The following is a 24,699-nucleotide window of genomic DNA, read 5'->3' on the forward strand; positions in this document are numbered from 1 at the left end:
TCACTCACAATTCTTGCCGCAGCAGGCCGAGCGACGGCGTATCCGCCTCGGCGCGGCGGCTCTCGGCCCCGGGCCTGAGCAGCCCTGCTCCGCGCAGCGGGGAAAGATTTTTGGCCGGCCAATCGGTCGGCGCGGCAGCGCTGGCCGCGCGCGCGGCGGCCGCCGCCTCCTCCGCCGTGCAGATGCTGGCGACGTAGGACGGATCGTTGCCGAACACCGCGCCGCGCCGGGCGAGCTTGTCGTATTGCAGCGGCAGCGTGTTGCGCACACCCGCAAGACCGAGGCCGCCCTTGGCGTCGATCGACATCATCTCGTTCATGCACATCTTGCCGCGCTCGACGCACAGGTTGAGGATGGCGCCATAGAGGTCGGGATCGACGGAGGCATAGTGGCGGACCGGCTCGTTCTCGCTCGGCTTTTCAAGTTCGAGATAGTTGTCGCGGCTGAGCGTCGCCGTCGCGCTCCTGGCCTGCGCCACCCACTGGTCGAAGGCCTGGCCGGACAGGCCGTGGAAGGCAAAGCGCATGCCGGAAAAACCAGCGCCGCTGTAATTGGCCGAGAAGCCGCTATAGGTGCCCGGCCGGTTGATGACGGCGTGCAGCTTCGTCTCCATCGCCGGCATGGCATAGATCTGCCCGGCAAGGGCTGGGATGTAGAAGGAATTCATCACCGCCGACGAGGTGATGCGGAAGTCGATCGGCTGGTTGACCGGCGCCGCCAGTTCGTTGACCGAGGCGATGCCGTAGTCCGGATAGATGAACAGCCATTTCCAATCGAGCGCCACGACCTCGACCCGCAGCGGCTTGTGCGCTTCAGTGACCGGCTGGCCGGGCTCGATGCGATCGATCCGGCGATAGGGGTCGAGCAGATGCGTGCCGAGCCAGGTCAGCGCGCCGAGGCAGATGATGATCAGCAGCGGCGCCGCCCAGATCACCAGTTCCAGCTTCGTCGAATGATCCCAGTCCGGCGCATAGGTCGCCGCGGCGTTGGACTGCCGATAGCGCCAGGCGAAAAAGACGGTCAGCGCCATGACCGGGATGATGATGACCAGCATCAACAGGGTCGAGACCACCAGCAGGTCGCGCTGCTGGGCCGCGACATCGCCGGCGGGTGCCAGCACGACCAGATCGCAGCCGCTCAACAGCCCGGCCAGGGGGAACAGAAGCAAGGCTCCAAATCGTTTCATCAAACGCTGCCCTCGATGGACCGCGGCAACCATTCATGTTGCAGTGCGGTATCGATCAAGGGCTACTGCTCGCGACGCTGTGGTAACATTGGACAATTTGTCCAATGCCCAGCCGGCATGGCTTTGGCGCAGTGTGCAGTGCACAATGGAACCCTTGGGGAATCCCCAGAATTGGGTCCTGGACAGTTCATTCCACGCGGTGGCGACGGATAAGATGGCTCAGACTTCGACTGCCGAAACCAACAGCGAGCTGATCGGCTCGCATCATGGCCAGGTCAGCGCCGGCGATATCGCGGTCGGCGTGATCGTCGGCAGGACGTCGGAATTCTTCGACTTCTTCGTCTATGCGATCGCGTCGGTCATCGTGTTTCCCAAGCTGGTGTTTCCGACGCACGACCCGCTCGTCGGCACGCTCTATTCCTTCTGCATCTTCGCGCTGGCCTTCGTCGCGCGGCCGTTCGGCTCCGTGCTGTTCATGGCCATCGATCGCGCCTATGGCCGCGGCGCGAAACTGACGATCGCGCTGTTCCTGCTCGGCACGTCGACCGTCGCCATTGCGTTCCTGCCGGCCTATGGCGACATCGGTGCGATCGCGGTGTGGCTCTTGGCGCTTGCCCGTATCGGCCAAGGGCTGGCGCTCGGCGGAACATGGGACGGACTGCCCTCGCTGCTGGCGCTGAACGCGCCGCAGAACCGGCGCGGCTTCTATGCCATGATCCCGCAACTCGGGGCGCCGATCGGCCTCATCGTGGCGAGTTCCCTTTTCGCCTTCTTCGTTGCCAATCTGTCGGCGGACGACTTCTTCTCCTGGGGCTGGCGCTATCCCTTCTTCGTTGCCTTCGCCATCAATGTCGTGGCCCTGTTCGCCCGGCTGCGCATTGTCGTCACGCCTGAATTCTCGAAACTTTACGAGAGCGGCGACCTGCAACCGACACGCATAAGGGACACGATCCGGGCAGAGGGCCGCAACGTCGTCATCGGCGCCTTCGCGCCGCTGGCGAGCTTCGCCCTGTTCCACATGGTGACGGTGTTTCCGCTTTCCTGGGTGTTCCTGTTCACCAATGAGGGGCCGGCGCGCTTCCTGATGATCGAGGCGGTGAGCGCGCTGTTCGGTATCGCGGCCATCGTTGCGTCGGGCCCGCTGGCCGATCGCGTCGGACGCCGTGCGCTGCTCGGCGGTTCGGCGATCGCCATCGCCACCTTCAGCGGCTTTGCCCCGCAGCTTCTGGACGGCGGCGCCGTCGGCGAAGCACTGTTCATGGTGCTGGGCTTCATCCTGCTCGGGCTGAGTTTCGGGCAGTCGTCGGGCGTCGTCGCCTCGAGCTTTTCCCGGCGGCATCGCTATACCGGCTCGGCGATCACCTCGGATCTGGCATGGATGTTCGGCGCCGGCTTCGCGCCGCTCGCCGCCCTGCTGCTGGCCGGCAATTTCGGCCTCATCGCCGCCGGCGCCTATCTGCTGTCAGGTGCCGCCTGCACATTGCTTGCGCTGTGGATCGACGGGCGCCGCCCGGCCGCGGACCATCTGGCCGACTAAAGCGCGTCGCGTTGAAACGGATTCATGCGACGCGATTTAGGTCTTTGATTTCATGCATGTCGCTCTCCCAAAACCGAGATCACTTTTGGGCGACATGCATTAGCCCCGCTTCGGGATCTGGACATCCTCCAGCAGAAGCGTCAGCGCCATGGCGACGAAATAGAGCGCCGCCACCCAGACGAACATCACGTTGAAGCCACTGGAATAGTGGGCGAGCACCACGTCGCGGATCGCGGCCGGCAGGCTTGACGCCAGATGCGGGTTCAGCCCGGTCAGGCCCTCCGGCAGCAGGGCGGCGGCATTGGCGGGAAGCTCCGAAGTCTGCCCGTTCAGGGCCCAGGTCATCACCGCGCCGTTCAGCGCCAGTCCCAGCGACGCGCCGATGGTCCGCGCCTGGGTGATCAGCGACGACACCGCGCCGATATCCTGCAGGGGTGCTGCCGCCTGGATCGCCACGATCAGCACCTGGAACTGCAGGCCCATGCTGATGCCGAACAGGCCCATCATCACCGCCAGCACCCAGATCGGCGTGTGCGAATTGATGAAGACAAAGCCAATCATCAGCAGCCCGCCGATGCCCATCGCCACCACCGGCATCCATTTGTAGCGGCCGGTCGCGGCAATCACCCGCCCGGCGACGATCGAGATGACCATCGAGGTCAGGGAAGCCGGCAGGAACAGGAAGCCGACTTCGGCCGGACTGAGCCCCGTCAGCGTCTGCATATAGAGCGCGAAATAGAAGAACATGCCGAGCGTCACCGATCCGGCGACCACCGACACGCCCGAGACGATGCGCACCGTCGAGGAGCCGAACAGCCGCAAGGGCACGATCGGCTCCTCGGCGCGCCGCTCGACCAGGATGAACGCGGCGATTGCCACCAGCGCGACGACAGGCAGCGCGAAAGTGAGCAAATCCGGCCCGGCGGGGTCGAGCAGATGATAGCCCCAATAGACGATTGCCGTGGTGCCGATGGCTAAAAGCAAGCCGCCCAGATAGTCGATGCTATGCCGCTTCTCGTTGAACCGGCTGCGCATGGCGAATGCCAGGATCGCCAGCACGACGATGCCAACCGGCAGATTGACCAGGAACACCCAGCGCCAGCCGAACAGGCTGGTGATGTAGCCCCCGGCCAAGGGCCCGAGGACCGACGACAGCGCGAACACCGCCGAACTGTAACCCTGGTATTTGGCACGGTCGCGCGGCCCGAACAGTTCGCCGATCATGGCGAAGGCCGAGACCATCAGGCCGCCGCCGCCGATGCCTTGCAGGACGCGCGCCGCGATCAGGCTCTCCATCGACCAGGCCATGCCGCAGACCAGCGAACCCACCAGAAACAGGGCGATCGCCGTCAACACCACGTTCTTGCGGCCGTACATGTCGCCGAGCTTGCCGTAGAAGGGCGCGACGGCGGCGGTCGACAGCAGATAGGCGGCGCCGACCCAGCCGAACAGATGCAGATTGCCGAGTTCGCCGGCAATGGTGGGCAAGGCCGTGACGACGATCTGCATGTCGATGGTGGCCATGAACATGGCGATCAGCGCACCGGAATAGACGATCAGCGTCGTAAGGTCGGGCCTGGCTTCCGCCTCCGCGGGCGCCGCATCCGGAAGGGTCGAGTCGAGAGTCATGGGGATCTCCGCAGGCTGGGCGCGGTTTATGTGCCAGTGGCAGATATATGTCAATATCAAATATATGCTACCAGCATGCAATTGACATCGGCATGTATTTTTGTTAGCGCGCTGTAATATGAGAAGCAGCGATGCCGAGCCGGGCAAGCCCGACCGATTTTCCGCCCTGCACCAAACGCATGGCGATCAGGACCTTGCCGATCTGGCGCGCAGCAATGGCATGTCCGAAGCGGCCGCCGACGCCGTCGCCGCCATCGATGCGGTGATGAGCAAGGCGCGCCGTTCGGTCCAGCGCAGGGATTTCGGTCGTTTGATTCTCGCGCGCATCGATCCCTCGCTGGAAGTGAGCCATCTCGACGCGATCATCGCGCTCAGCGCGGTCGTCGGCGACACCCCAAGGGACGAGGTGACGATCGGCGTCATCGCCGAGCGCATGGGGATCGACCCCTCCCGCGCCAGCCGCATTTCGGCCGACCTCGTCGAGCGTGGCTACGCCTTCCGCGTCGCCTCGCAGCTCGATGCCCGACGCATTTGTCTCAAACCCACCGCCAAGAGCGAGCGCCTGGTGATGGCGGTGCGCCAGACCAAATGGCGGATTTTCGCCGGGGCGCTGGCGCAATGGGATGAGCAGGAACTGGTGGAGTTCGCTCGCCTGCTGGAACGCTTCGCCGGCTGGGCGATCGACGAAGCGGGGATGAGCAGGGCCGCCGATGCCGTCAAACAGATGATGGACGAGACGGAACCGGTATAGGCGCCCGGTTGTTTCGACCGCCAGCCGAAGCTTGCATGAACCGATGAAGCGCACGACAGGACATCGCAGCGGCCGCGCGATTGCTCGAGGCGCATATGACCACGCTACCCTTTGACGCGCGCATGGATCATCGTCTCCCGAAGCGATGGAGCCGTTGAAGAGTTGTTCGTGCCCACCCTCGGCTAATGCCGAGTACAGTGCCTCGACACCATGAATTCTCCGCCACCTTTCCATGCCGGCGATGCAGCACCGTGGATCGCATCATTCGAAAGATGCTCGATCCGTCCAGCATTCACTGTCCTTGCGCAGTGTTCTTTTGTCTCCTCCAAAAATATGTCTGTGGATATTGGCTCTGCGACGAGAGCCTGTCGTATCGGCCAAATGAAAGGTGAGTAACGATAAGCAACTTGGCTCGGGGGACTCATGAAACGGTTGCTTTTTGGCGCGGTAGTGCTTGCCGCGAGTGTCGTTGGCGCAGATATTTCTGCTGTCTCTTATATTAGAGAAAGCGCGGGGATTGCAGCACTTGCGCAGGAGAGCCAAAGCTCTTCCGCGACTGCAGGAAACTCCGCCGCCGGTTACGGCAATGGTGGAGCGGCGCTGGGAGCCGGCGGACAGGCCGCGGGCAGCCCGTCGGGCTCGCCGTCGGCGCAGTCGACCGGAGATGGTTCATCAGCGACCGGCAGCCCGGATGCGGCGGCCAAGGTCGGCGCGAAGCCGGCTGATGCCAAAGCCACCGACGGCACCGGCACTCCAGATGGCACCAAGGCTGCCGACACCAAGACGAAGGCAACCGGCAAGGGGGCCGAGACCAGCGATACCGAGGCCGCACCTGAGGAGCCAGCGGCGCAGGCAGTGGCGGCAGCGGCCGCGACGACCGACAGCGGCGATCCCGAAGCGATCGGCACGCCGAAGGTGGATTTGCCGAAGACGGCCGGCAACGGCAATCTCGGCTATTCTATCGGCATCGACATGCCCGCCTTCCACGGCATCGAGCCGCAGATCGCGCTGAACTACAATTCCTCGCGCAAGACCAAGACCGGCGGTCTCTATCAGGGCTGGCTCGGTTATGGCTGGGGTCTCGATGGCTTTGACGTCATCGAGCGAGCGACACCCGGCTATGGCATGCCTGCCTATGACGCCAACGACATCTATCTGCTCGACGGCCAGGCGATGGTGGCCTGCACTGCCGGCATGGTCTCGCCCTCCTGCGCGACCGGCGGCACGCATGCGACCGAGAATGAGAGCTATCGCCGCATCGCGCTGAACAGCACAACCAATGAATGGAAGGTGACGGACCGCGACGGCACCGTCTCGACCTTCCGCTCTGTCGCGGCAGTGGCAAACCTGACGCCGACCGCCGGCACGCCGGCCTATGACCTTGCGATGAGCTATCGCTGGCTGTTGACCTCGGTGACCGACACCAACGGCAACACCGTCACCTACAGCTACACTTGCCCGGCCAGCCCGGTCTGCTATCCCGCCAGCGTCACCTACAACGGGACCAGCATTACCTTCTACTATGAGACCCGTCCGGACATGATCCTGATGGGCAATGGGCTTGATATCTCCGAGACCAGCCAGCGCATCAAGACGATCGGCGTCACGGTCTCCGGCGCGGTGCGCAGCGCCTACAAGCTGACCTACGACCAGGCGCCGTTCTCTAATACCTCGCGGCTGACTCAAGTCACCCGCTACGGCACGGACGCCACCGGAGCCGCAGACGGCACCATTACCGGAGGGACGTCGAAGGTGCTCGGCCAGATGACGTATCAGAATACTGATGGGGTCTATGGGACGGTGAACTCGGCTATTTATGATCAGCCACTCGTATGGGGTCAAAGTGTAATTACCAGACCAAGCCAGGTTGGCGATCTCGACCTTGACGGTCGGGACGAAGTCTTTGGACGTTACGCCGAGCAGAAAACAATAGGGAACACCACCACAGGCAAGACCTACAAACGGATAATAAAATTTAACTCCGGCGGTGCCTTTGCGGACACTAAGGTCATCGAATCCGGTGGATTGACTATGGGCGACTTGGATTTCTCAGAACCCGGTCGCTTCCTCGACACTAAGAACACAATGGACTTCGCCCACTACTATTTTATCGGCTCAGCATATAGCTCATTGCTTCTGACAGATGCGCAACTTGCAATGACCAAAGTGGCCTGCAGTCCGACACCGCCTGCGGGCTATCAATCGGTCTGCAGTGCTTTGCCAAACGGCACCTTCACAACGCCTCCCGACGCGCCAACATTCGTTGCCGATCCTGAAGGCGACGGCGTTGATAATGTCAATGTCGACAGCAATCCCTCCAAGCCTATCGGCGTGGGAGATTTTCTGGGCAACGGCAGACAACTGCCGCTGTACGCGGGTCCGGTGAAGAAAGGCGTGCTTTCAAATGGCAAATGGCAGGCCGGTGGGATGTCGTTTTCCATCAACTGCGCCGACGGCACTTGCGTCCTGGCCGATCTGAACGGCGACGGGGCGACGGATATCTTCCGATATCGCAGCGACAATGGTGGCAGCAGCGGAATCTGGCTGTCCACCGGGATCGGCTTCAAGAGCTATTCGACCAGTTCGATGCCCGCGAAGGTCTCAATCCTGCGGGATTTCGACAATGACGGGCGGATGGATGTCATCACTGTCGATACCAACGTCAATGGATATCCTGGCTTCCCCCTCACTGGTACCACAAAGGTTTACTCGCTTCGGCCATCCTCGTCCACCTACACGGCCGACCGCTTTTACCTTCCCGCAGCAATGAACGCTGGCAATATAGTTGGCGATTTCAACGGCGATGGGCTGCCCGACTTCACCGACTGGAGCCATATGTTCGGCTCGAACGCAGGCAAGGGCAATCCGAACCTGCTGCGCTCGATTACCACGGAGCTCGGCGGCACGGTCGCGGTCGAGTACACGCCGTCGTCGACCTGGCAGAACAACTACCTGCCGCAGGTGGTGCATGCGGTGACGAAGCTTTCGGTCAGCGATGGCCGCGGCCAGACGGCGGTGAGCACTTACGCCTATGCCGGCGGCAAGTACGATCCGGCGGCGCGCAAGTTTTTGGGCTTCGCCTCGATTGTCGAGACCAGACCGCTGGCCAATGGCGAGACGGCGCCGTCGACCATCGAAACCACCTATCGCCAGGACCTGGCCAGCTACGGCCTGCCGTCGCTGACGGTATGGAAGGATGGCGCGGGTGCCGTGCACAAGCAGGTGGCCGAGACCTATGCGGTCAACACGGCGAGCAAGCCATACACGGTGCAGAACACGGTGACCGACACGACGCTGACCGAGAATGTCTCGCGCACGCTCAGGGTCTTCCGGGGCTTCGATGCCTACAACAACATCGTCGGCCTCAAGGACTATGGCCGCACCGATATCAGCGGCGACGAGACCTGGACGGAGCGCTTCTTCTCGCCCAACACCTCGGCCTACATCGTCTCGGCCCCGATTGTCGAGCGCACCCATGCCGGGCTCAATGTCACGGACCCCTATGTCGCCTACAAGCAAAATTTCTATGACGGCAACACGACCGACGTGTGGGCGGTGCCGACCAAGGGCAATCTGACCCAGGTACAGAGCTTCAGCGCTTTGACCAATGCGGTGACCCAGTATTTTGCCTATGACACCTACGGCAACAAGGTCTCGGCAACCAACAGCCTCGGCCACAAGACCGAGTGGGACTATGATGCCACCTATCATCTCTATCCCACAACAGAGCGGGCGCCTCGGTACTTTGCGACGGGCGGCCAGACAGCCGACACGCGCTTCGTCTCGAGCGCCACCTACAATCCCGTCTGCGGCCTGCCGGCCACCAAGAGCGATCCCAACGGCCTTGTGAAGACTTTCGCCTACGATCCGTTCTGCCGGCCTTACCAGGTCTCGCAGAGCGTCACCGGCGCCTATGCCAAGACGCGCTTCGAGAACGAAGGCAATCCAGCGACACAGGCGTTGGTCAAATACACACCGCTGCCCAATGGTGCGGGGGAAGACTTCACCCGCTCCTGGTATGACGGCCTTGGCCGGGTCTACCGCGTGGAAACGCCCGGAGAGACAGGGGCCGGACCAAGGCGCATTGCCGACACCGACTATGATCTTCGCGGCAATGTCCTGCGCACCGCCTTCCCGCGCTTTGTCGGCGATACCGCGCAGTGGACCACCAACAGCTATGACTGGGCCGACCGGCTGGTGCTGACGGTCAATCCGGATGCCAGCCAGCGCTCCTATGCGCACAACCTGGCGACGGTCGATCTCGTCAACCCGCGGCTCAACGGCACGACGATGACCGACGAGCTCGGCCACCAGACCCGGACGGCATGGTCGACGCATGGCGATATCGCCGTCATCGTTCGCGACGTGGGCGGCCTCAATCTGATGGAGACGCGCAGCTACGACGTGCTCGGCCGCTTGATCGGGGTGACCGATCCCGGCGGCTCGACCTGGTCCTACACCTACGACCTGCTCGGCAACCGGCTGTCGGCGACCGATCCCGATCTCGGCACCTGGACCTACACCTACGATGCCGCCAACCGACTGATCAGCCAGACCGATGCCAGGGGCACCGTCACCAATCTCAGCTACGACCAGATGGACCGGCTGACGCTAAAGACGGCCACCGCTCCTGGCGGCAGCCCGGTGACGCTGACGCAGAACAGCTACGATCAGTCAGCCGCCGGCTCTTACAACATAGGCCAGCTGACCACATCGCAGAATGCAGCGGCCACGCAGGCTTACAAATATGACGGCTTCGGCAAGGTCGCCCGCCAGGATGCCACCATCGGCACACTGACCCACACCACGACCAGCGTGCGCGATGCCTCGGGGCAAACACTGGCGACACAGTATCTGCCAATGCAGCTCGATTTCGGCACGCTTGCCGCCCCGCTGCAATACACCGCCGGCAACAGGCTTGCCTCGGCACCCGGCTACATCACCTCGATCATTTACGAGGCCGATGGCCAGACCAGGGAGATCACTTACGCCAATGGCGTGAAGACGTCCTTCACCTATTCGCCGACACGCCGCTGGCTGACGCGCATCACCACGGCTCTTGGCGCCGCCACATTGATGGACCGGCAATACACCCGCGATGCCCTCGGCCGCATCACCAGCATCGTCGGCGCCTCCGCGCCCGGCAGCTGGAACTATGTCTATGACAATGCCGACCGGCTGATCTCGGCGGACAATCTCGGCGACAACACGCTGGACGAAACCTTCGTCTATGCCGCCAACGACAACATGCTCTCACGCACGCGTGTCGCCGGGACGTATGTCTATCCCGCGGCGAGTGCTGCTCGTCCGCATGCACCTGTCACCGTCGGCGCCAATGCGATGGCCTATGATGCCAACGGCAATCTCACCTCGGACGGCAGCCGTACGCTGACATGGGACGAGGCCAACCGGCTGAAGACGGTCAGCCTTGCCGCCAACACCGTCAACCTTGCCTACGGCCCGGACGCAGCGCGCGCCAAGAAATCCTCAAGCTTCGCCACGACCCTCTATCCCGACGCCAATGTCGAGATCATTCCGGCGACGCCCGGCGCGGAAATCTACACCCGCTATCCGCATCCCGACATCAAGGTGGTCGGCACGGCAAAATACTTCCTGCACCGCGAGCATCTGGCCTCGGTGCGGCTGGTCACCGACATGTCGGGCGCCGTGGTCGAAGGCACCACCTACGCCACCTATGGCGAGCAGCTCAACACCGGCTTCCAGACTCAGAAGTCCTATATCGGCGAGCGCTTCGATGCCGAGACTGGGCTGCTCTATCTCAATGCACGGTACATGGATCCGGTGTTGGGACGGTTTATTTCGCCGGATGATTGGGATCCGACGCTCGCCGGCGTTGGCACGAACCGTTATGCCTATGCCCAGAATGATCCCGTGAACAAGAGTGACGCGAATGGCCACCAGATGGCTACCGCTCTTGGGTGGGCGGCCGGTGAAGGTATCGGCGCGAGGGGGCTTGCGTGGTTGGGCGGTCCTCTAGTCGGGGTTGCCGTCGCCGTGATGACACCAACAGAAATGGGCGATGCGGAATGTCCTTGCGTTTCGCCTGCAACTCCTTCTGATCAAAATGGAAAGAAAGACGAACCTCGAGCTCTCACACCAGAGGAAAAGGCGTCCCTATCCGAGGCTGGCAAAGAAATGTCAAAGGGGGGGCGCACTGAAGCCGGCCGCGCGGTAGAAAAGCACGGACAGAGAGAAGGTTCTGTTTTCCCACGACCCACCGGTGTAGCGGAAGACATAAACGATTTGGGTCAACGAGAGTTGGATGCCATTCTTGACGATCCGGGTTCAAAGATTTCGGTAGATCAGGCAGGGCGTATCACGGTTACCGCACCCGATGGGCGAGCTGTTCAGTACAGACCGGATGGCAAATTCAAGGGCTTTCGTGAGCCGGAGGATCCGCGGCTTAGCAAAGAGACGCCCTCGGACAAAACCTCTAAGGATGCCTCATCGTCGCCGAAAGGAGAAAAGCCCAGTGACAATTCTGCGCCAAAAAGCCCACGTAGCAGCGAATGATGCATAAGAGGTCTGTATTTACGTTGCCTAGGAGAGATTGATGCAAAAAGAACGACGTTTTGAGATATCCGTTGGATCGGAGCGGGCATATACAAATTTGATTGCTGAGATAATATTCAAAGATAAGAAACTAGGCCTAATATTAAGTCAGGAGCGTTCAAAAGAAGATATTGATGTATCTGTATTTTCATTGATAGATAACTGTACTGATCATTTTTATAATTCAGATCGTGTAGATGACGTAACAATCGATATTGACACACTTATTGAGGCAATTAACGAGGCAAAGGAGAGACTTAGACTTCTTGACGTTCCACGAGAATAGATTCTGAATTACGGCGACAGTGGACTTTTTGCCATCTCGGCCTAATCGCCTAATCGGAATTACGGTGACAGTGCACTTTTTACCCTGTTCGCCTGGCTATGGTCGCGTGTAGACTAACCGCATGGCTCGCCTTGCCCGCATCGTCGCTCCCGGTCTGCCGCACCACGTGACCCAGCGCGGCAACGGGCGCGCCAAGGTGTTTTTCACGCCCGAGGACTACGCGCTCTACAAGACCCTGCTGGTCGAGCATTGCAGCGCCGCCAATGTCGGCATCTGGGCGTGGTGCCTGATGCCGAACCACGTGCACCTGATCCTGACACCAACCGACGCCGATGGCCTGCGGCGCGCGCTCGCCAAGGTGCACCGCGCCTATGCCGGCACCATCCATGCGCGGCAAAAGAAAACCGGACATTTCTGGCAAGGCCGCTTCGGCGCCGTCGCGATGGACGAGGATCACCTTTTGTCGGCGATGCGTTATGTCGGACTGAATCCGGTGCGCGCGGGGCTGGTGAAGCAGGCGTCCGATTGGCCTTGGTCAAGCGCTCGTGCGCATCTGACAGGTGAGCCCGATGGTGTCACCGATCTGCAGCCGATGCGGGACCGCCTGCCATCGTCGACCGGGCTGTTCGATTTGGTCGAGACGGATGCCGTGGCCTTCGACGCGCTGCGCAAAGCCGAGAGCATCGGCCGGCCGGTGGGCGGCGAGGCGTTTCTTGGCCGGATTGCCAGGCAAACCGGAAGAGCTGTGAAACCAGGAAAGCGAGGCCGGCGGAGCAAAATTAGTGCACTGTCACCGTAATTCAAAGCTGCTGAATATGACGCGGGAGGAGTCGGAGATCAGCAACCGCACTTCAACGTAGGACTAGCTGGTCAAAAACTAAGAGATCATTTCTTTTTCGGAGAGAAGAAATAGGAAACCATGAAGATAACTGATCTTACTCCTGATATTTTTGATGGACGTGTTAATTTCAATTTTGATATGCCTAACGGTGTGGAGGTTTCTGTGTGGAGCCTTCGTTCCGAACGGCAGTTTGATGCTGATCCTTTTCCAAATCACAAGGCCTTTAATATACTAAAGTATGTGCATCGTCAGATAGGCGGTCACTTTTATCTCATTGTTTGCGGGAACGATTTATCGCCACGCTCTCAATTTAGAAGCAAGAAAGGCATTAAACTTTCGAAAGGCATAAAGAATAGCCCTCATATAGATTTCGAAAGAGAAGATAAATCGATCGAAATAACAAGGCTTTGTTCTATTTTTTTAATAGATGACCTCCAGTATGACGATAATGACGACGCACTAACAAACTTTGTATCCTCTTGCATCGTTTTTTTTGACGGCGACATCGAGTCGCTACACGAATCCGTTAAGGAGTGGCCATCGATAGACGAGTCTGTATGGTATATAGACTACAGTGAGGTGGCCAAAGCTGTTTCTTTGGATAAAAGAATTTTGGTTTTAAGGTATTTCCATGCAGACAATCGGCGCACCGAGAAAATTCTTGCTATATATAAATCTGGATTTGACATAGACAGAATCCGCAACTCGATTGTCTCATCCGGAATTTTCTGGTGAGTAAGGAATTGCGGTGATAGTGCCCTCTCCCACATCACGTTGAATTACGGAATTACAGTGCACTTTTTACCTGTTCGCCTGTCTATCGCCGCGCGTAGATTGCCCGCATGGCTCGCCTCGCTCGCATCGTCGTTCCCGATTTGCCGCACCACGTGACGCAGCGCGGCAACGGGCGCGCCAAGGTGTTTTTCACGCCCAGGGACTACGCACTCTACAAGACCCTGCTGGTCGAGCATTGCCGCGCCGCCAATGTCGGCATCTGGGCGTGGTGCCTTATGCCGAACCATGTTCACCTGGTCCTGACGCCGGCCGACCCCGACGGTCTGCAGCGCGCGCTCGCCAAGGTGCACCGCGCCTATGCCGGCATCATCCATGCGCGACAAAAGAAAACCGGACATTTCTGGCAAGGCCGCTTCGGCGCCGTCGCAATGGACGAGGACCACCTCCTGTCGGCGGTGTGTTATGTCGGACTGAAACCAGTGCGCGCGGGGCTGGTGGAACAGGCGGCGGACTGGCCCTGGTCAAATGCCCGGGCGCATCTGACAGGTGAGCCCGATGGCGTCACTGATCTGCAGCCAATGAGGGACCGACTGCCATCGTCGAGCGGGCTGTTCGATCTGGTCGAGACGGACGTCGCTGCCTTCGACGCGCTGCGCAAAGCCGAGAGCATCGGCCGACCGCTGGGCAGCGAGGCATTTCTTAACCAGATTGCCGGGCAAACTGGAAGAGCTGTGAAACCAGGAAAGCGAGGCCGGCGGGGCAAAATTAGTGCACTGTCACCGTAATTCACTGTCACCGTAATTCGAGAAACATCTCTAAACCCATTTGACGCTGCAGGGGCGTATTAAGATGAAAATCCGTAATAAAGGCCGCCACAAGACACACGACGTGTACGCGATAGCAGTTTACACATCGGAAGATTTCGGGCTTAGAACTAGGGCCGTATTCTATGCATTTGAAGACGGTATGCTTGGTTTGAGCGCTGAGTCTTTTGATGAAATCGACATTGTTGATTCGAATTTGGGCGCTGATTTCAAAATTCATCCCATGGCGCACAACAAAGGATTTATGATTCTGTGGGACTACTTTGATGACATCGATCATCTTGCGAGACTTATTAATCTGGAATCCGATACGCTGGAAACATTTGAGAAGGCGCGATCCGATCGCAAGTTACGGTGACAGTGCACTTTTATCTCTGTTCACATGGTTGCCGCTGCGTATAAATTGACCACATGGCTCGCCTTGTCCGCATTGTCGTTCCCGGTCTGCCGCACCACGTGACACAGCGCGGCAATGGGCGCACTCAAATGTTCTTCGCGCCGAAGACTACAAATTGCGGTGACAGTGCACTTTTCCCTGACGGTTAAAGCCACGCCACCTCTGTAGCCCAAGGGGCAGTCCTGAGCGAGATCACGTCTCCTGAAGTAACACCCGTCCTCCACCAATATCCAGCGCTCCCATCCTAACCCGCCCCCTCCCCCACCTACCCTGTGGATAGACCCCAAACACCGCCATCATTCCCGACATCGGCTTGCAAGAAGCCCTAGACTGAAGCCCCAGGGGAATCGGGTGGATGTCGAGCAAGCCGAGTCATTGCGTCGTGTTGTTCACGCTGCTGGCTGTTGCCGGCTGCACCTCCGCGCCGGGCAAGGACTTCTTCACCGAGACCATCGACAGCCTGCATGCCAAGAATTCGCCCCTGCGGGCGGGCTATACCGGGCCTGCCGCCGTCACTTCGGCGTCGGGCGCGGCGCAGCGCTTCAACGGCGCGCAGTATCAGGGCACCGGCCAGTTCGTGTCGTCGGGCGCCCCGGTCACCAAGGTGACGAGCGACGGTTCCGGCAAGTTCGAGCTCAATCTGGTCAATGCGCCGATCGCCGACGCGGCCAAGGCGGTGCTGGGGGACGCGCTGCACCTCAACTACATCGTCGACCCGCGCGTGCAAGGCACGGTGACGCTGCAGACCTCGCAGCCGGTGTCGCAGGATGCGCTGGTCGACATCCTGCAATCGGCGCTGGCGGTGAATGCCGCCGGCATCACCAGCCGCGGCGGCACCTACCAGATCGTGCCGCTGTCCGAGATCATGGCCTCGACGCCGCCGGTCAGCGTGCCGTCGACCTCGCCGTCCGGGCCCGGCGTCAAGGTGCAGGTGCTGCAGCTGCAATTCATCGCCGCCGACGAGATGAAGACCATTCTCGAGCCGATCACCCGCCAGGGCTCGGTGCTGCGCGTCGATTCCACCCGCAACATCATCACCGTCGCCGGCAGCGACAGCGACCTCAACGCCATTCGGGAAGCGGTCTCGGTATTCGATGTCGACTGGATGCGCGGCATGTCGGTGGCGCTGCATCCCCTGAAGACCTCCAAGCCGGAAGCGGTCGCCGCCGAACTCGATTCGATCTTCGGCACCAAGGAGGGGCCAGGCGCCAAGCTCATCCAGTTCATCCCCAATGACCGGCTGAATTCGGTGCTGGTGATCACCTCGCGCCCGGCCTATCTGGCGCGCGCGGCGACCTGGATCAACAAGCTCGACAGGCTGGCCGAGACCAATGAAAGCCAGCTCTTCGTCTACCAGATCCAGAACCGGCCGGCCAAGGAGCTGGCATCGGTGTTGAGCTCGGTTCTCGGCACCGCGGTGAAGACCGAAGGCCAATCGGGCGGCTCGAACGTGTCGCCCGACCAGACGCCGATCGCCATGCAGTCGGACGGCGTCACGCCGGCGCCGCTGACCGGGCCCTCGCCCTCGCTGCCTCAGCAAGACAATGAGGCGCCCGCCCATGCCACTGTTGTCGCCGATGTCGAGAACAATGCGCTGCTGATCCAGACCACGGCGCGCGACTACCAGCGCATCGAGCAGATCCTGACCAAGGTGGACGTGCTGCCGACGCAAGTCATGCTGGAAGCGGTGATCGCCGAAGTCACGCTCAACGACGATTTGAAATACGGCCTGCGCTGGTTCTTCGAGAATGGCGGCACCAAGGTCTCCGTCACCGACCTGGCCAAGGCCGCCGCGGCCGCCACCCTGCCCGGCTTCAACTGGAGCTACGCAACCGACAACATCCAGGTGACGCTGAACGCGCTTTCCAAGGTCACCGACGTCAACGTCATTTCGGCGCCCACCATCATGGCGCTCAACAACCAGAAGGCGATCTTGCAGGTCGGCGACCAGGTGCCGATCCTGACCCAGCAATCACAGGACACCGGCAACGGCAGCGCGCCGATCATCAACTCGGTCCAGATGAAGGATACCGGCGTCATCCTGACGGTGACGCCGCGCATCAACAATGCCGGCAGGGTCATGCTCGACATCCAGCAGGAGGTCAGCAACGTCACCAAGACGGAAAGTTCCGATATCGACTCGCCGACCATCCAGCAGCGCAAGATCCAGACGCGCGTGCTGGTCAATGATGGCGAGAGCCTGGCGCTGGGCGGCCTCATCCAGCAGAACAACAATGTCGACCGCAGCCAGGTGCCGATCCTCGGCGACATCCCGATTCTCGGCAATGCGTTCAAGCAAAAAGACGATTCCATCAGGCGCACCGAATTGATTATCTTCATCCGGCCGCATGTCGTTCGTGATATCAACGAGGCCCGCGAGGTGACCGACGAATTCCGCGGCAAGATCAGCCTGCAGACGCCGATCCAGAAGCGCCGCGGCGGCACCAAGCTGCAGCAGGATTTGAAGAGGCTGGCGTATTGACGATGGCCACGCACCCCTCTCTCGTGCTTGCCGCCACGATCGCCCTGGCGGCTGTGCTCGCCGCCATTTCGATCACCGATTTCCGCCGGCAGATCATCCCGGACGGGCTCAACCTGGCGCTCGCCTGCATCGGCCTTCTCTATCAGATGGCGGCGGACGCAAACGGTCTGCCGGTGCAGATCCTCTTCGCCGCCGCGACCTTCGCTGCTGCCTGGCTGCTGCGGCGCGGCCATTTCCTCATGACCGGCCGCATCGGCCTCGGCCTTGGCGACGTCAAGATGCTGGCGGCCGCTTCATGCTGGATCAGCCCGCTGCTCCTGCCGGTGCTGCTGTTCATCGCCAGCGCCAGCGCTCTTTTGTTCGTCGGCGGACAGGTGGTCGCGACAGGGCCGGCGGCGGCACGGGCCCGCGTCGCCTTCGGTCCGTTCATCGCCATCGGCCTCGGCTCGAGCTGGGCGCTGGAACAATTTGCAGGTCTGGACATGGGACTGCTCTGATGATGCGCTTTCTTCAACTCTCCGAAAAATGCCGCCGCGCCGGCAAATCCGCCGGCGAAAGCGATAGTCGCGAAAGCGGCTTCACGCTGGTCGAGCTTCTGGTCGTGCTCGCCATCATCGCGCTGATCGCCACGCTGGCGGCGCCGCAGGTGCTGCGCTATCTCGGCGCGGCCAGGACCAATGCGGCCAAGGCGCAGATCCGCAACATCGAAAGCGCGCTCGAACTCTACTATGTCGACAATGCGAAATACCCGACCTCCGAAGAGGGGCTCAACGCCCTGGTCGCGCAGCCGGCCGGTGAAACGCGCTGGAACGGGCCTTATCTCAAGGGGACAACCGGCCTGAAGGATCCATGGGGCAGGCCCTACTCCTACGAAGTGAAGGCCGATGCCAGCGGCGTGGTCATCCGCAGCCTTGGCAAGGACGGCAAGCCCGACGGAACCGGCGAGGACCAGGACGTCACCAACTGACGGTGGTCGAAGAGCGCGCGCTCAATTCGTTCGAGGCGGTGCGGTGCCGGCCAGATCGAGGCGGGCAAAACCCCGCGATGAATAGGCCGCGCCATCGCGCACCACCGAGAGAGTGAAGCGCACGGCGGCCGGCAGCCGCCGCGGCGCATTCCAGCCCGGCAGCCACGATGGCGGCGCCAGCGCATTGTCGAGATATTCGAATTTCATCGCACTCACGCCGCCGATCAGCCTCACCGGTTCGCTCGACACCGATGCGCCGGGTTTGTTGCCGCGCCGCGTTTTCTGAACGATGGCCAGAGCGGCACCGGCCTGGCCACCATCGGCAAGCGAAACCACGATTTCGCGCAATGCGGAGGATTTGAAGCCGATCGCCTGAACGGCATTGAACTCGATAAGGGCACCATCGCCGCTGAGATAGAGCACCTGGTCCGGCGACGATTTCGACAGCGGCAAGGGCTCGGCGTGGCTGATCGCCGTCTCGAGGAAGCGGGATGCGGCGTCGACCTCCATCTGGAACTCGGTCGCCTTTTCGATGCGCATCATCGTTCGGGCCTGGCCGAGAAAGACCATCATCAGCGATGTGATGACGCCGATCAGCGCCAGCCCCACCAGCACATCGATGAGCGCAAAACCCGCCACCGATGCCGGGGATTCCGGATGCGCATTGCTGCCTGACGAAGCTGCGCCTGCAAGACGGCGGCGAACGGCGCGGACCCTCCGCCGGACGCGGGAGAGCAGCCAACTCATGGCGCGGCCGGGCCTTGCGCCGGTACAAAGGTCAGGAACGGCCCGCTTGGAAACGCCCCGCCCGGCTTCTCGATGAGAACGGCGGTCACCTTCGCTTTGGCGACATCTATCGTGCGGGTCTTCAGGGTCCAGCCGGGTTGCGCGGCGGTTTGTACCCGGGCCTCGTAGTCGGCCAGCATCATGCGAACCGTTCGGGCCGCTTCGACCTGGCGTTTGGCCGCGGCAATGCTGCGGCTGGCCAGCACGATCGACTGGCTGGCGATGCCCAGCACCAGCGCCAGGATCGTCATGGCGACGATCATCTCCAGGATCGAGAAGCCGGCTTCGGACGAGGATTGGGGCGCCGGCGCCGTCATGGCAGGGTTCGCCATGTCGGGAGCCCTGTCAGCCAGTTGACCGCGATGCGCGCGGTCCGTCCCTTTTGCTGCAGCGCGATGTCCATGCCGGAAGCGCGGCCGTCAGGAAGGAAAGTCAGGACCGTCTGCCGGTCGGCGACGACAGTCTCCTGGCCCGTGACGACGGTCATCTTGACATCGTCCGGCAAGGCCAGGCTGTCCCGTTCGCCGAAGCGGATGAGACGGCTGCCCAGATCGACAACGACCAGCCTCGGCCGGGCGGTGGCGATCGCCGATGTGCGCGACAGGCGCAACCGCATGGTGATCTCGCCGGCCACCGTCTCCAGGCTCTTGGTGCGATAGTGGCTGACCAGCCCCGGCGCGGCGATGGCCGCGACAAGCGCCATGATCGCCAGCACCACCAGCATCTCGACCAGGGTGAACCCCGCCGTTGCGTGTGCCTGTGTGTCGACTCCGCGAGCGGCGGTCATTGCAGCGCCAGATCGTTGATGCTGAGGATCGTGGTCATCACCGAAATGACCAGGCTGCCGACGAGAAAGCCGAGCGAAATGGTCAGCGCCGGCGTCAGCAGCTTCAGCACGGTGTCGATCCGCCGCGCTAGCGTCAGCTGAAGCATCCTGGCGGCGCGATCCAGCACCACGGGAAGCGCATTGGCCTCTTCGCCAAGGGAGACCAGCGACATTGTCGCGTGGTCGAATATCCCTGCCTTGACGATCGCGCCGTGCAGGCGCGCGCCATTGGCGACATTGTCTTCGATCGATGCGAAGCTCGCCGCCAGTGAACTCTGCCTGGAAACATTGGCGGCAAGGCCAAGCGCCTCGGTCATCGCCACGCCATTGCCGAGCAGCAGCGCAAGCGTTTCAAGATAGCGCGCGATCACCGCGTCCCTGACCAGCCCGCCGATCAGCGGGACCTTCAACAGCCCATGCGAAAGCTGTCTTCTGGCGCCTGCGGAACGGGACACCAGGAGATAGCACAGCAGGCCGAGCACCGCCGCCAGCGGGAAAACGAAGGGGTAGTCGCGGAACACCGTGCCGAAGGCGGAAAGCATGGTCATGGTGAAGGGCTTCGGAGCGGATGAGCCCTCGAAGATCGGCTCCAGTGCCGGCACCAGAACCGTTGCCAGAATGACCAACGCCCCGCTCATGACCAGGAGCAGGAAGGCCGGATAGGCCAGCGCCTCGATGATCGCGGCGCGGCGCTTGGCCGTCGCTTCGAACGTGTCCGCCAGCCGCTGGCAGATATAGGCCATCTTGCCGCTGCGCTCGCCGCTGGCAAGCAAAGCGGCCACATCCGGCGTGATGCCCGGCAGAGCGGCGAAGGCTTCGGCGATCGGCCGGCCGCCGGTCGTCAGGTCAAGCACCGATTGCAGTTGCTGGCGCCGCTGCCGGTTGGCTTCGCCGGAAATGACCGCGCCCAAGGCGCGGTCGACCGTGAAGCCGGCGTTCAGGAGAACCGAAAGCTCGGAGAACAAGCGGCTGAGGTCGACCTTGCGGGTCAGCGTCAGCGCGCTGCGCCCCGGCAGGCGAAGCTGCGGCCTTTCGCTGTTTACGGGCGCAAGATGATAGGATCGGCGACCCTGCTGCGCCAATTTCCGCGCTGCGTCCTGTTTGGTCGACGCATCGAGAACACCGGCCTCCGTCGAGCCGTCGGCCAGGTAGGCGCGATAGGCGAAGGCCGGCATCAGTCACCTCCCGCCAGATCGATGACACGCCGGACCTCGTCCATCGTGGTGACCTGCGATCGGGCAAGGCCGGTCGCGTGGGCCGACATCGGAACGAGGTCGTCCTCGGCGGCAACGCGGCCGATCTCCATTTCGCCGGCGCCCTGGTCGATGAGTTCGGCGATGCGCGGCGACACTTGCAGCATTTCATAGGTCACGGTGCGGCCGCTGTAGCCGGAGCCGTTGCAGGTGCGGCAGGCCGGGCCGGTCTGCTCCGCGCCCCGGCAGGTCGGGCAGATACGGCGCAACAGCCGCTGCGCGATGACGCCGCGGATCGTCGCGCCAAGCAGATAGCCATCGATGCCCATGTCGCGAAGGCGCGTCAGCGCGCCGGCGGCGCTGTTGGTGTGCAGCGTGGAGAACACGAGGTGGCCGGTGAGTGCCGCCTGGACCGCGACCTGCGCTGTCTCGCGGTCGCGGATTTCGCCGAGCAGGATGATGTCGGGATCCTGGCGCAGGATCGAGCGCAGCGCGGCGGCGAAGTCGAGGTCGATCGCCGGATTGACCTGCAACTGGGTGATGCCGGCCATGCGATATTCGACCGGATCCTCGACCGTGAAAATCTTGACGTCCGGCCGCGAACGCTCGGCAAGGATCGAATAGAGCGTCGTCGTCTTGCCGCTGCCGGTCGGCCCGGTGATCAGCACGATGCCGTTGGCCGATTGCGACATGGAGCGGATCTTGGCCTGCGCGGCGCCGTCGAAGCCGAGTTTCTCCAACTTCAGTTCGACGCCGGCGCGATCGAGAATGCGCAGCACGATGGCCTCGCCGTGAATGGACGGAATGACCGAGACGCGCAGGTCGACATCCCTGCCGCGCACGGCAATGCGCATGCGTCCGTCCTGCGGCAGGCGCCGTTCGGCGATGTTGAGGCGCGACAGGATCTTGATGCGGGTCGAGATGCCGGACAGCATCGCGATCGACGCGGTGTCGACGGTGGACAGCATACCATCATGCCTGAAGCGGATGCGGACATGGTCCTCGAGCGGCTCGATGTGGATATCGGTGGCTCTCGCATCGACCGCCTTGTGGATGGTCTCGGCGACGAAGCGCACGATCGGCGCCTCACGGGCAAAATCCTTCAAGCGCTCGAGGTCGTCGGGGCCGAAATCCAGGATTTCACCATTGCCGCCGCCATTGGAAACGGCAGCCAGCGCCGATTGCTCGATGCGGTCGATGCATTCGGCGATCAGGCGCCTTGGCAAGATGCGCAGCGCCAGTGTCCGTTCATAGTGGAAGGCCAGCGCATCGATGGTGGCCGAGGAGAAAGGATCGGCCACGGCGACGACCAGCCGCTCGGCGTCCATCTGCAACGGCAGGATGGCGTTTTCCCGGAGATAGGCCAGCGGCACACTTGCCAGCATTTCGGGGCTGACCTGCTCGGGGATCTCGACCGGCGTCGGCGCTTCGAGATAGCGGCTGAGGCTGCTGGCCAGCTCCTGCTCGCCGATCAGCCCGAGTTCCGTCATCACCGTATCGAACGGGTGTCCCGATGTTCGCGATGCCCCCAAGGCGCGTTGAGCGGCATGCGCGGTCAGCACTTTCTCGCCCTCGAGAAAGGCGAGAAACGCCTCGATCCCCTTCGTCTGGGCGGAAGCGTTCATGAGTTCAAACCCCTAAGGATCCGCGCCGCCTCGGTGCCGAAAAGCACCTCGCAGTCGGCGGTGCCGGCGACTGGCGGCAATGCCCCGGCTTCGGCGGCCGGGCTGCGGGAGACGCGGGAGAATGCCGCGCCTGTCGGCGATTTTTCGATGATGAACCCGGCCTCGCCCGCAATCCCGGAGCTGTCCCGTCTCACCACCACGTCGACCGTGTAGGCAGACGCATCGGCCAGCGCCTGAACGACCGAAGCGCTGGAGCCGCTCGCAAGGGCGGCGCGAAGACGGCTTGGCGCGCGATCGGCGCTGACCGTGCCACGCTTCGAGTTAACCGTGAAAACGCCATTCAAGGTCCGCAGCGGTATCGACGCAAGTGCCGGAAATTCCTGCAGCTCGGACACGGATTCGAATGGCGCCTGCTTGTCTTCGGCTGGCCCGACGGCGCTTCTCGATGGCGGCAGGCCGACGAACAATTTGGCGCTGTCGCGAAACCGGATCGTGGCCTTCGCCAGCTCCTCCGATGTCTGCTGCTCGAAGCCGAGCGCCGCGAAGCCAAGCTCCAGCAGGCTGTCATCCGCGGCATTGAGATCGATCAGCCCGCCATGATCCTGGACGCGCACAGCGAAGCTCAACTCTCCCGACCGGCATGATGCCGGCGTGGAATCCAGCGGAACCTTTTGCCCGCCGGAGGCGCCGGTCAAAGTGCTCGCGACCACATTGCCGAGGCCTTCGGCAAGCAGCGACAGGCGCTCCTGTTCGACCTCGCTGTTGGCGATCATCAGCCGTGTTTTGGCCGTCACGGCAAAGGGGACGACGATCGCCGAGACGATCAGCATGAATACCAGCACGGCGACCAGCGAAAAGCCGCTACGGGCGCCTTCGTCCGCTGCATTTGCGCTGTCATGGAGGGCGCGGTCGCTCATAGTTCCGGCGCATTCGGGGTTGGCGCAACATTTTTCCAGGGCGGATAAAGCGGGATGCGCGCCACCTTGCCGTCCCGCTCCAGCACGGCCTGATCCTTGTCGATCGCCGACACCGTCCAGCCGTCGACGGTCTCGCCATTGCCATACCAGACCGCGGTTCCGCTGCCGGCGACGCGCAGCAGGGCCTTTGCCGCACCACCGTGAATGGCGATGCCCAGCAGCGATGGCGCGACGGCCGGCGCGGCTTCGGGTGGTGGCGGCGCCGGCGGCTGCTCGACCGGGGCGACGGCAACCTCGACGGGCGGCGGTGGCGCGACCGGCGGGGGCACGAATTTCCGGCGTGTCGGCGTGAACAGCGGGCGCTGGAACGTCTCGCTGAAATCGCCGGCCTCGGGAAACTGCAGCGATCCCGCCACTGAAGTCGGCCCGCCGTCATGCCCCTTGCCGGAGGCGACGGGCGTAATGTCGACGGGCGTATCGTAGAGCGCCACATTGACCAGAGCGAGGGCGGCGATCACGGCTGCAATCGCGAGGCCCGCGAATTTCCCGGTCATGGCTTGACCCCGGCGGGCGCCATCTGCGTCTGCAACGGCCCGTAGAACAGGATCTCGGCGAAAAGCTCGGGGTCGCCGGTCCGTCCCGCGGCGGGTCCGACATTGGTGGTGCGCAAGGTGGCCTCGCGGATGAACAGCACCGGCAGCGACGTCTCGATGGCGAGAATGGCGTTGTGAATGCCTTCCAGCGGCCCCGAGAGGTTGGCCCGCAGCCCGATGAAATCGACGCCGGCTTCGCTGAGCATCGGTGCATTGCCGGCCGACAGCACGCTCACCCCATTGGCGGCGGCAATCGCGTTCAGCCGGGTCTGCAACCCGCCGCGGATGACCGCCTCGCTGCCGCCGGTGAGAAATTCGGGGTTGGCCGCCGCTTCCGGACTGGCTGATGTGTCGAGGCGCTTTGCCAGGGCGGCCACGCTCTGCAATTGGCCGAGAAGCTCGCGCTTTTCCTCGATCCCGGCCTGCGCGGAGGCGACGCTGTCGAACGCCGCGAACACCACCCAGGCAAGCACGCAGGCGGTGACCGCGGCGATCGCCAGCGCGATCAGGCGGCGGATCGTCGGCCTCGTGTTGAGGATGGCGGAGAGCAT

Annotated in this window: 21 protein-coding genes; 11 read left to right on the plus strand and 10 right to left on the minus strand. The window is 62.4% G+C overall.

The window, feature by feature from the left end:
- Positions 1 to 4: 4 nt before the first annotated feature.
- Positions 5 to 1,186, minus strand: coding sequence for a ubiquinol oxidase subunit II (gene cyoA, locus JG746_RS29360; RefSeq protein WP_202355907.1), 1,182 nt, complete (start codon positions 1,184 to 1,186; stop codon positions 5 to 7).
- Positions 1,187 to 1,400: 214 nt separating this feature from the next.
- Here cyoA and JG746_RS29365 point away from each other — a divergent pair, with 214 nt between their 5' ends.
- A complete protein-coding gene (locus tag JG746_RS29365) occupies positions 1,401 to 2,723 on the plus strand; it encodes an MFS transporter (protein ID WP_202355908.1) in 1,323 nt (440 codons plus the stop codon).
- A gap of 99 nt (positions 2,724 to 2,822) precedes the next feature.
- Here JG746_RS29365 and JG746_RS29370 read toward each other — a convergent pair whose 3' ends face one another.
- A complete protein-coding gene (locus JG746_RS29370; RefSeq protein WP_202355909.1) occupies positions 2,823 to 4,352 on the minus strand; it encodes an MDR family MFS transporter in 1,530 nt (509 codons plus the stop codon).
- Between the two features lie 220 nt (positions 4,353 to 4,572).
- Here JG746_RS29370 and JG746_RS29375 point away from each other — a divergent pair, with 220 nt between their 5' ends.
- The 10 genes from JG746_RS29375 (at position 4,573) to gspG (ending at position 18,208) form a co-directional block, all read left to right on the plus strand.
- Positions 4,573 to 5,103, plus strand: coding sequence for a MarR family winged helix-turn-helix transcriptional regulator (locus JG746_RS29375; RefSeq protein ID WP_244730523.1), 531 nt, complete (start codon positions 4,573 to 4,575; stop codon positions 5,101 to 5,103).
- A 423-nt stretch (positions 5,104 to 5,526) separates the two neighbouring features.
- Positions 5,527 to 11,637 carry an RHS repeat-associated core domain-containing protein gene (locus JG746_RS29380; protein WP_202355911.1) on the plus strand — a complete coding sequence of 2,037 codons (6,111 nt, stop codon included), beginning with the start codon at positions 5,527 to 5,529 and terminating at the stop codon, positions 11,635 to 11,637.
- A gap of 40 nt (positions 11,638 to 11,677) precedes the next feature.
- Positions 11,678 to 11,962, plus strand: coding sequence for a hypothetical protein (locus JG746_RS29385; RefSeq protein ID WP_202355912.1), 285 nt, complete (start codon positions 11,678 to 11,680; stop codon positions 11,960 to 11,962).
- Positions 11,963 to 12,083: 121 nt separating this feature from the next.
- Complete coding sequence (locus JG746_RS29390) at positions 12,084 to 12,761, plus strand: transposase (protein ID WP_202355913.1); 678 nt, start codon at positions 12,084 to 12,086, stop codon at positions 12,759 to 12,761.
- Positions 12,762 to 12,881: 120 nt separating this feature from the next.
- Positions 12,882 to 13,538 carry a hypothetical protein gene (locus JG746_RS29395; RefSeq protein WP_202355914.1) on the plus strand — a complete coding sequence of 219 codons (657 nt, stop codon included), beginning with the start codon at positions 12,882 to 12,884 and terminating at the stop codon, positions 13,536 to 13,538.
- A gap of 107 nt (positions 13,539 to 13,645) precedes the next feature.
- Entirely contained in the window at positions 13,646 to 14,323 is a 678-nt protein-coding gene (locus tag JG746_RS29400) for a transposase (protein ID WP_202355915.1), read from the plus strand.
- Between the two features lie 64 nt (positions 14,324 to 14,387).
- Entirely contained in the window at positions 14,388 to 14,720 is a 333-nt protein-coding gene (locus JG746_RS29405; RefSeq protein ID WP_202355916.1) for a hypothetical protein, read from the plus strand.
- A gap of 394 nt (positions 14,721 to 15,114) precedes the next feature.
- Entirely contained in the window at positions 15,115 to 17,241 is a 2,127-nt protein-coding gene (gene gspD, locus JG746_RS29410) for a type II secretion system secretin GspD (RefSeq protein WP_202355917.1), read from the plus strand.
- A 2-nt stretch (positions 17,242 to 17,243) separates the two neighbouring features.
- Positions 17,244 to 17,738: a prepilin peptidase gene (locus JG746_RS29415; RefSeq protein WP_202355918.1), complete on the plus strand. Its 495-nt coding sequence runs from the start codon at positions 17,244 to 17,246 to the stop codon at positions 17,736 to 17,738.
- Complete coding sequence (gspG, locus tag JG746_RS29420) at positions 17,738 to 18,208, plus strand: type II secretion system major pseudopilin GspG (RefSeq protein WP_202355919.1); 471 nt, start codon at positions 17,738 to 17,740, stop codon at positions 18,206 to 18,208. Before JG746_RS29415 ends, gspG begins: the two co-directional genes overlap by 1 nt.
- A gap of 21 nt (positions 18,209 to 18,229) precedes the next feature.
- Here gspG and JG746_RS29425 read toward each other — a convergent pair whose 3' ends face one another.
- The 8 genes from JG746_RS29425 to gspM all read right to left on the minus strand — a co-directional run bounded on the left by JG746_RS29425 (position 18,230) and on the right by gspM (position 24,699).
- The gene (locus JG746_RS29425) at positions 18,230 to 18,847 is read right to left on the minus strand and encodes a general secretion pathway protein GspJ (protein WP_202355920.1); all 618 of its coding nucleotides are present in this window, start codon (positions 18,845 to 18,847) and stop codon (positions 18,230 to 18,232) included.
- A gap of 104 nt (positions 18,848 to 18,951) precedes the next feature.
- Positions 18,952 to 19,326 (minus strand): PulJ/GspJ family protein, encoded by a 375-nt coding sequence (locus tag JG746_RS29430; RefSeq protein ID WP_202355921.1) that lies wholly within the window; start codon positions 19,324 to 19,326, stop codon positions 18,952 to 18,954.
- Positions 19,308 to 19,781, minus strand: a complete 474-nt coding sequence (locus tag JG746_RS29435; protein ID WP_202355922.1) for a prepilin-type N-terminal cleavage/methylation domain-containing protein — start codon at positions 19,779 to 19,781, stop codon at positions 19,308 to 19,310. The genes JG746_RS29430 and JG746_RS29435 overlap by 19 nt, the downstream gene beginning before the upstream one ends.
- The gene (locus JG746_RS29440) at positions 19,778 to 20,995 is read right to left on the minus strand and encodes a type II secretion system F family protein (protein WP_202355923.1); all 1,218 of its coding nucleotides are present in this window, start codon (positions 20,993 to 20,995) and stop codon (positions 19,778 to 19,780) included. The genes JG746_RS29435 and JG746_RS29440 overlap by 4 nt, the downstream gene beginning before the upstream one ends.
- Positions 20,995 to 22,638 carry a GspE/PulE family protein gene (locus tag JG746_RS29445; RefSeq protein WP_202355924.1) on the minus strand — a complete coding sequence of 548 codons (1,644 nt, stop codon included), beginning with the start codon at positions 22,636 to 22,638 and terminating at the stop codon, positions 20,995 to 20,997. The genes JG746_RS29440 and JG746_RS29445 overlap by 1 nt, the downstream gene beginning before the upstream one ends.
- The gene (locus JG746_RS29450; protein WP_202355925.1) at positions 22,635 to 23,555 is read right to left on the minus strand and encodes a general secretion pathway protein GspK; all 921 of its coding nucleotides are present in this window, start codon (positions 23,553 to 23,555) and stop codon (positions 22,635 to 22,637) included. The genes JG746_RS29445 and JG746_RS29450 overlap by 4 nt, the downstream gene beginning before the upstream one ends.
- A complete protein-coding gene (locus JG746_RS29455) occupies positions 23,552 to 24,109 on the minus strand; it encodes a hypothetical protein (protein WP_202355926.1) in 558 nt (185 codons plus the stop codon). The genes JG746_RS29450 and JG746_RS29455 overlap by 4 nt, the downstream gene beginning before the upstream one ends.
- Positions 24,106 to 24,699, minus strand: coding sequence for a type II secretion system protein GspM (gene gspM, locus JG746_RS29460; protein WP_202355927.1), 594 nt, complete (start codon positions 24,697 to 24,699; stop codon positions 24,106 to 24,108). Before gspM ends, JG746_RS29455 begins: the two co-directional genes overlap by 4 nt.

Origin of the sequence: Mesorhizobium sp. 113-3-3, from assembly GCF_016756495.1 — a bacterium.
In the GTDB taxonomy this organism is placed as follows: Bacteria; Pseudomonadota; Alphaproteobacteria; order Rhizobiales; family Rhizobiaceae; genus Mesorhizobium.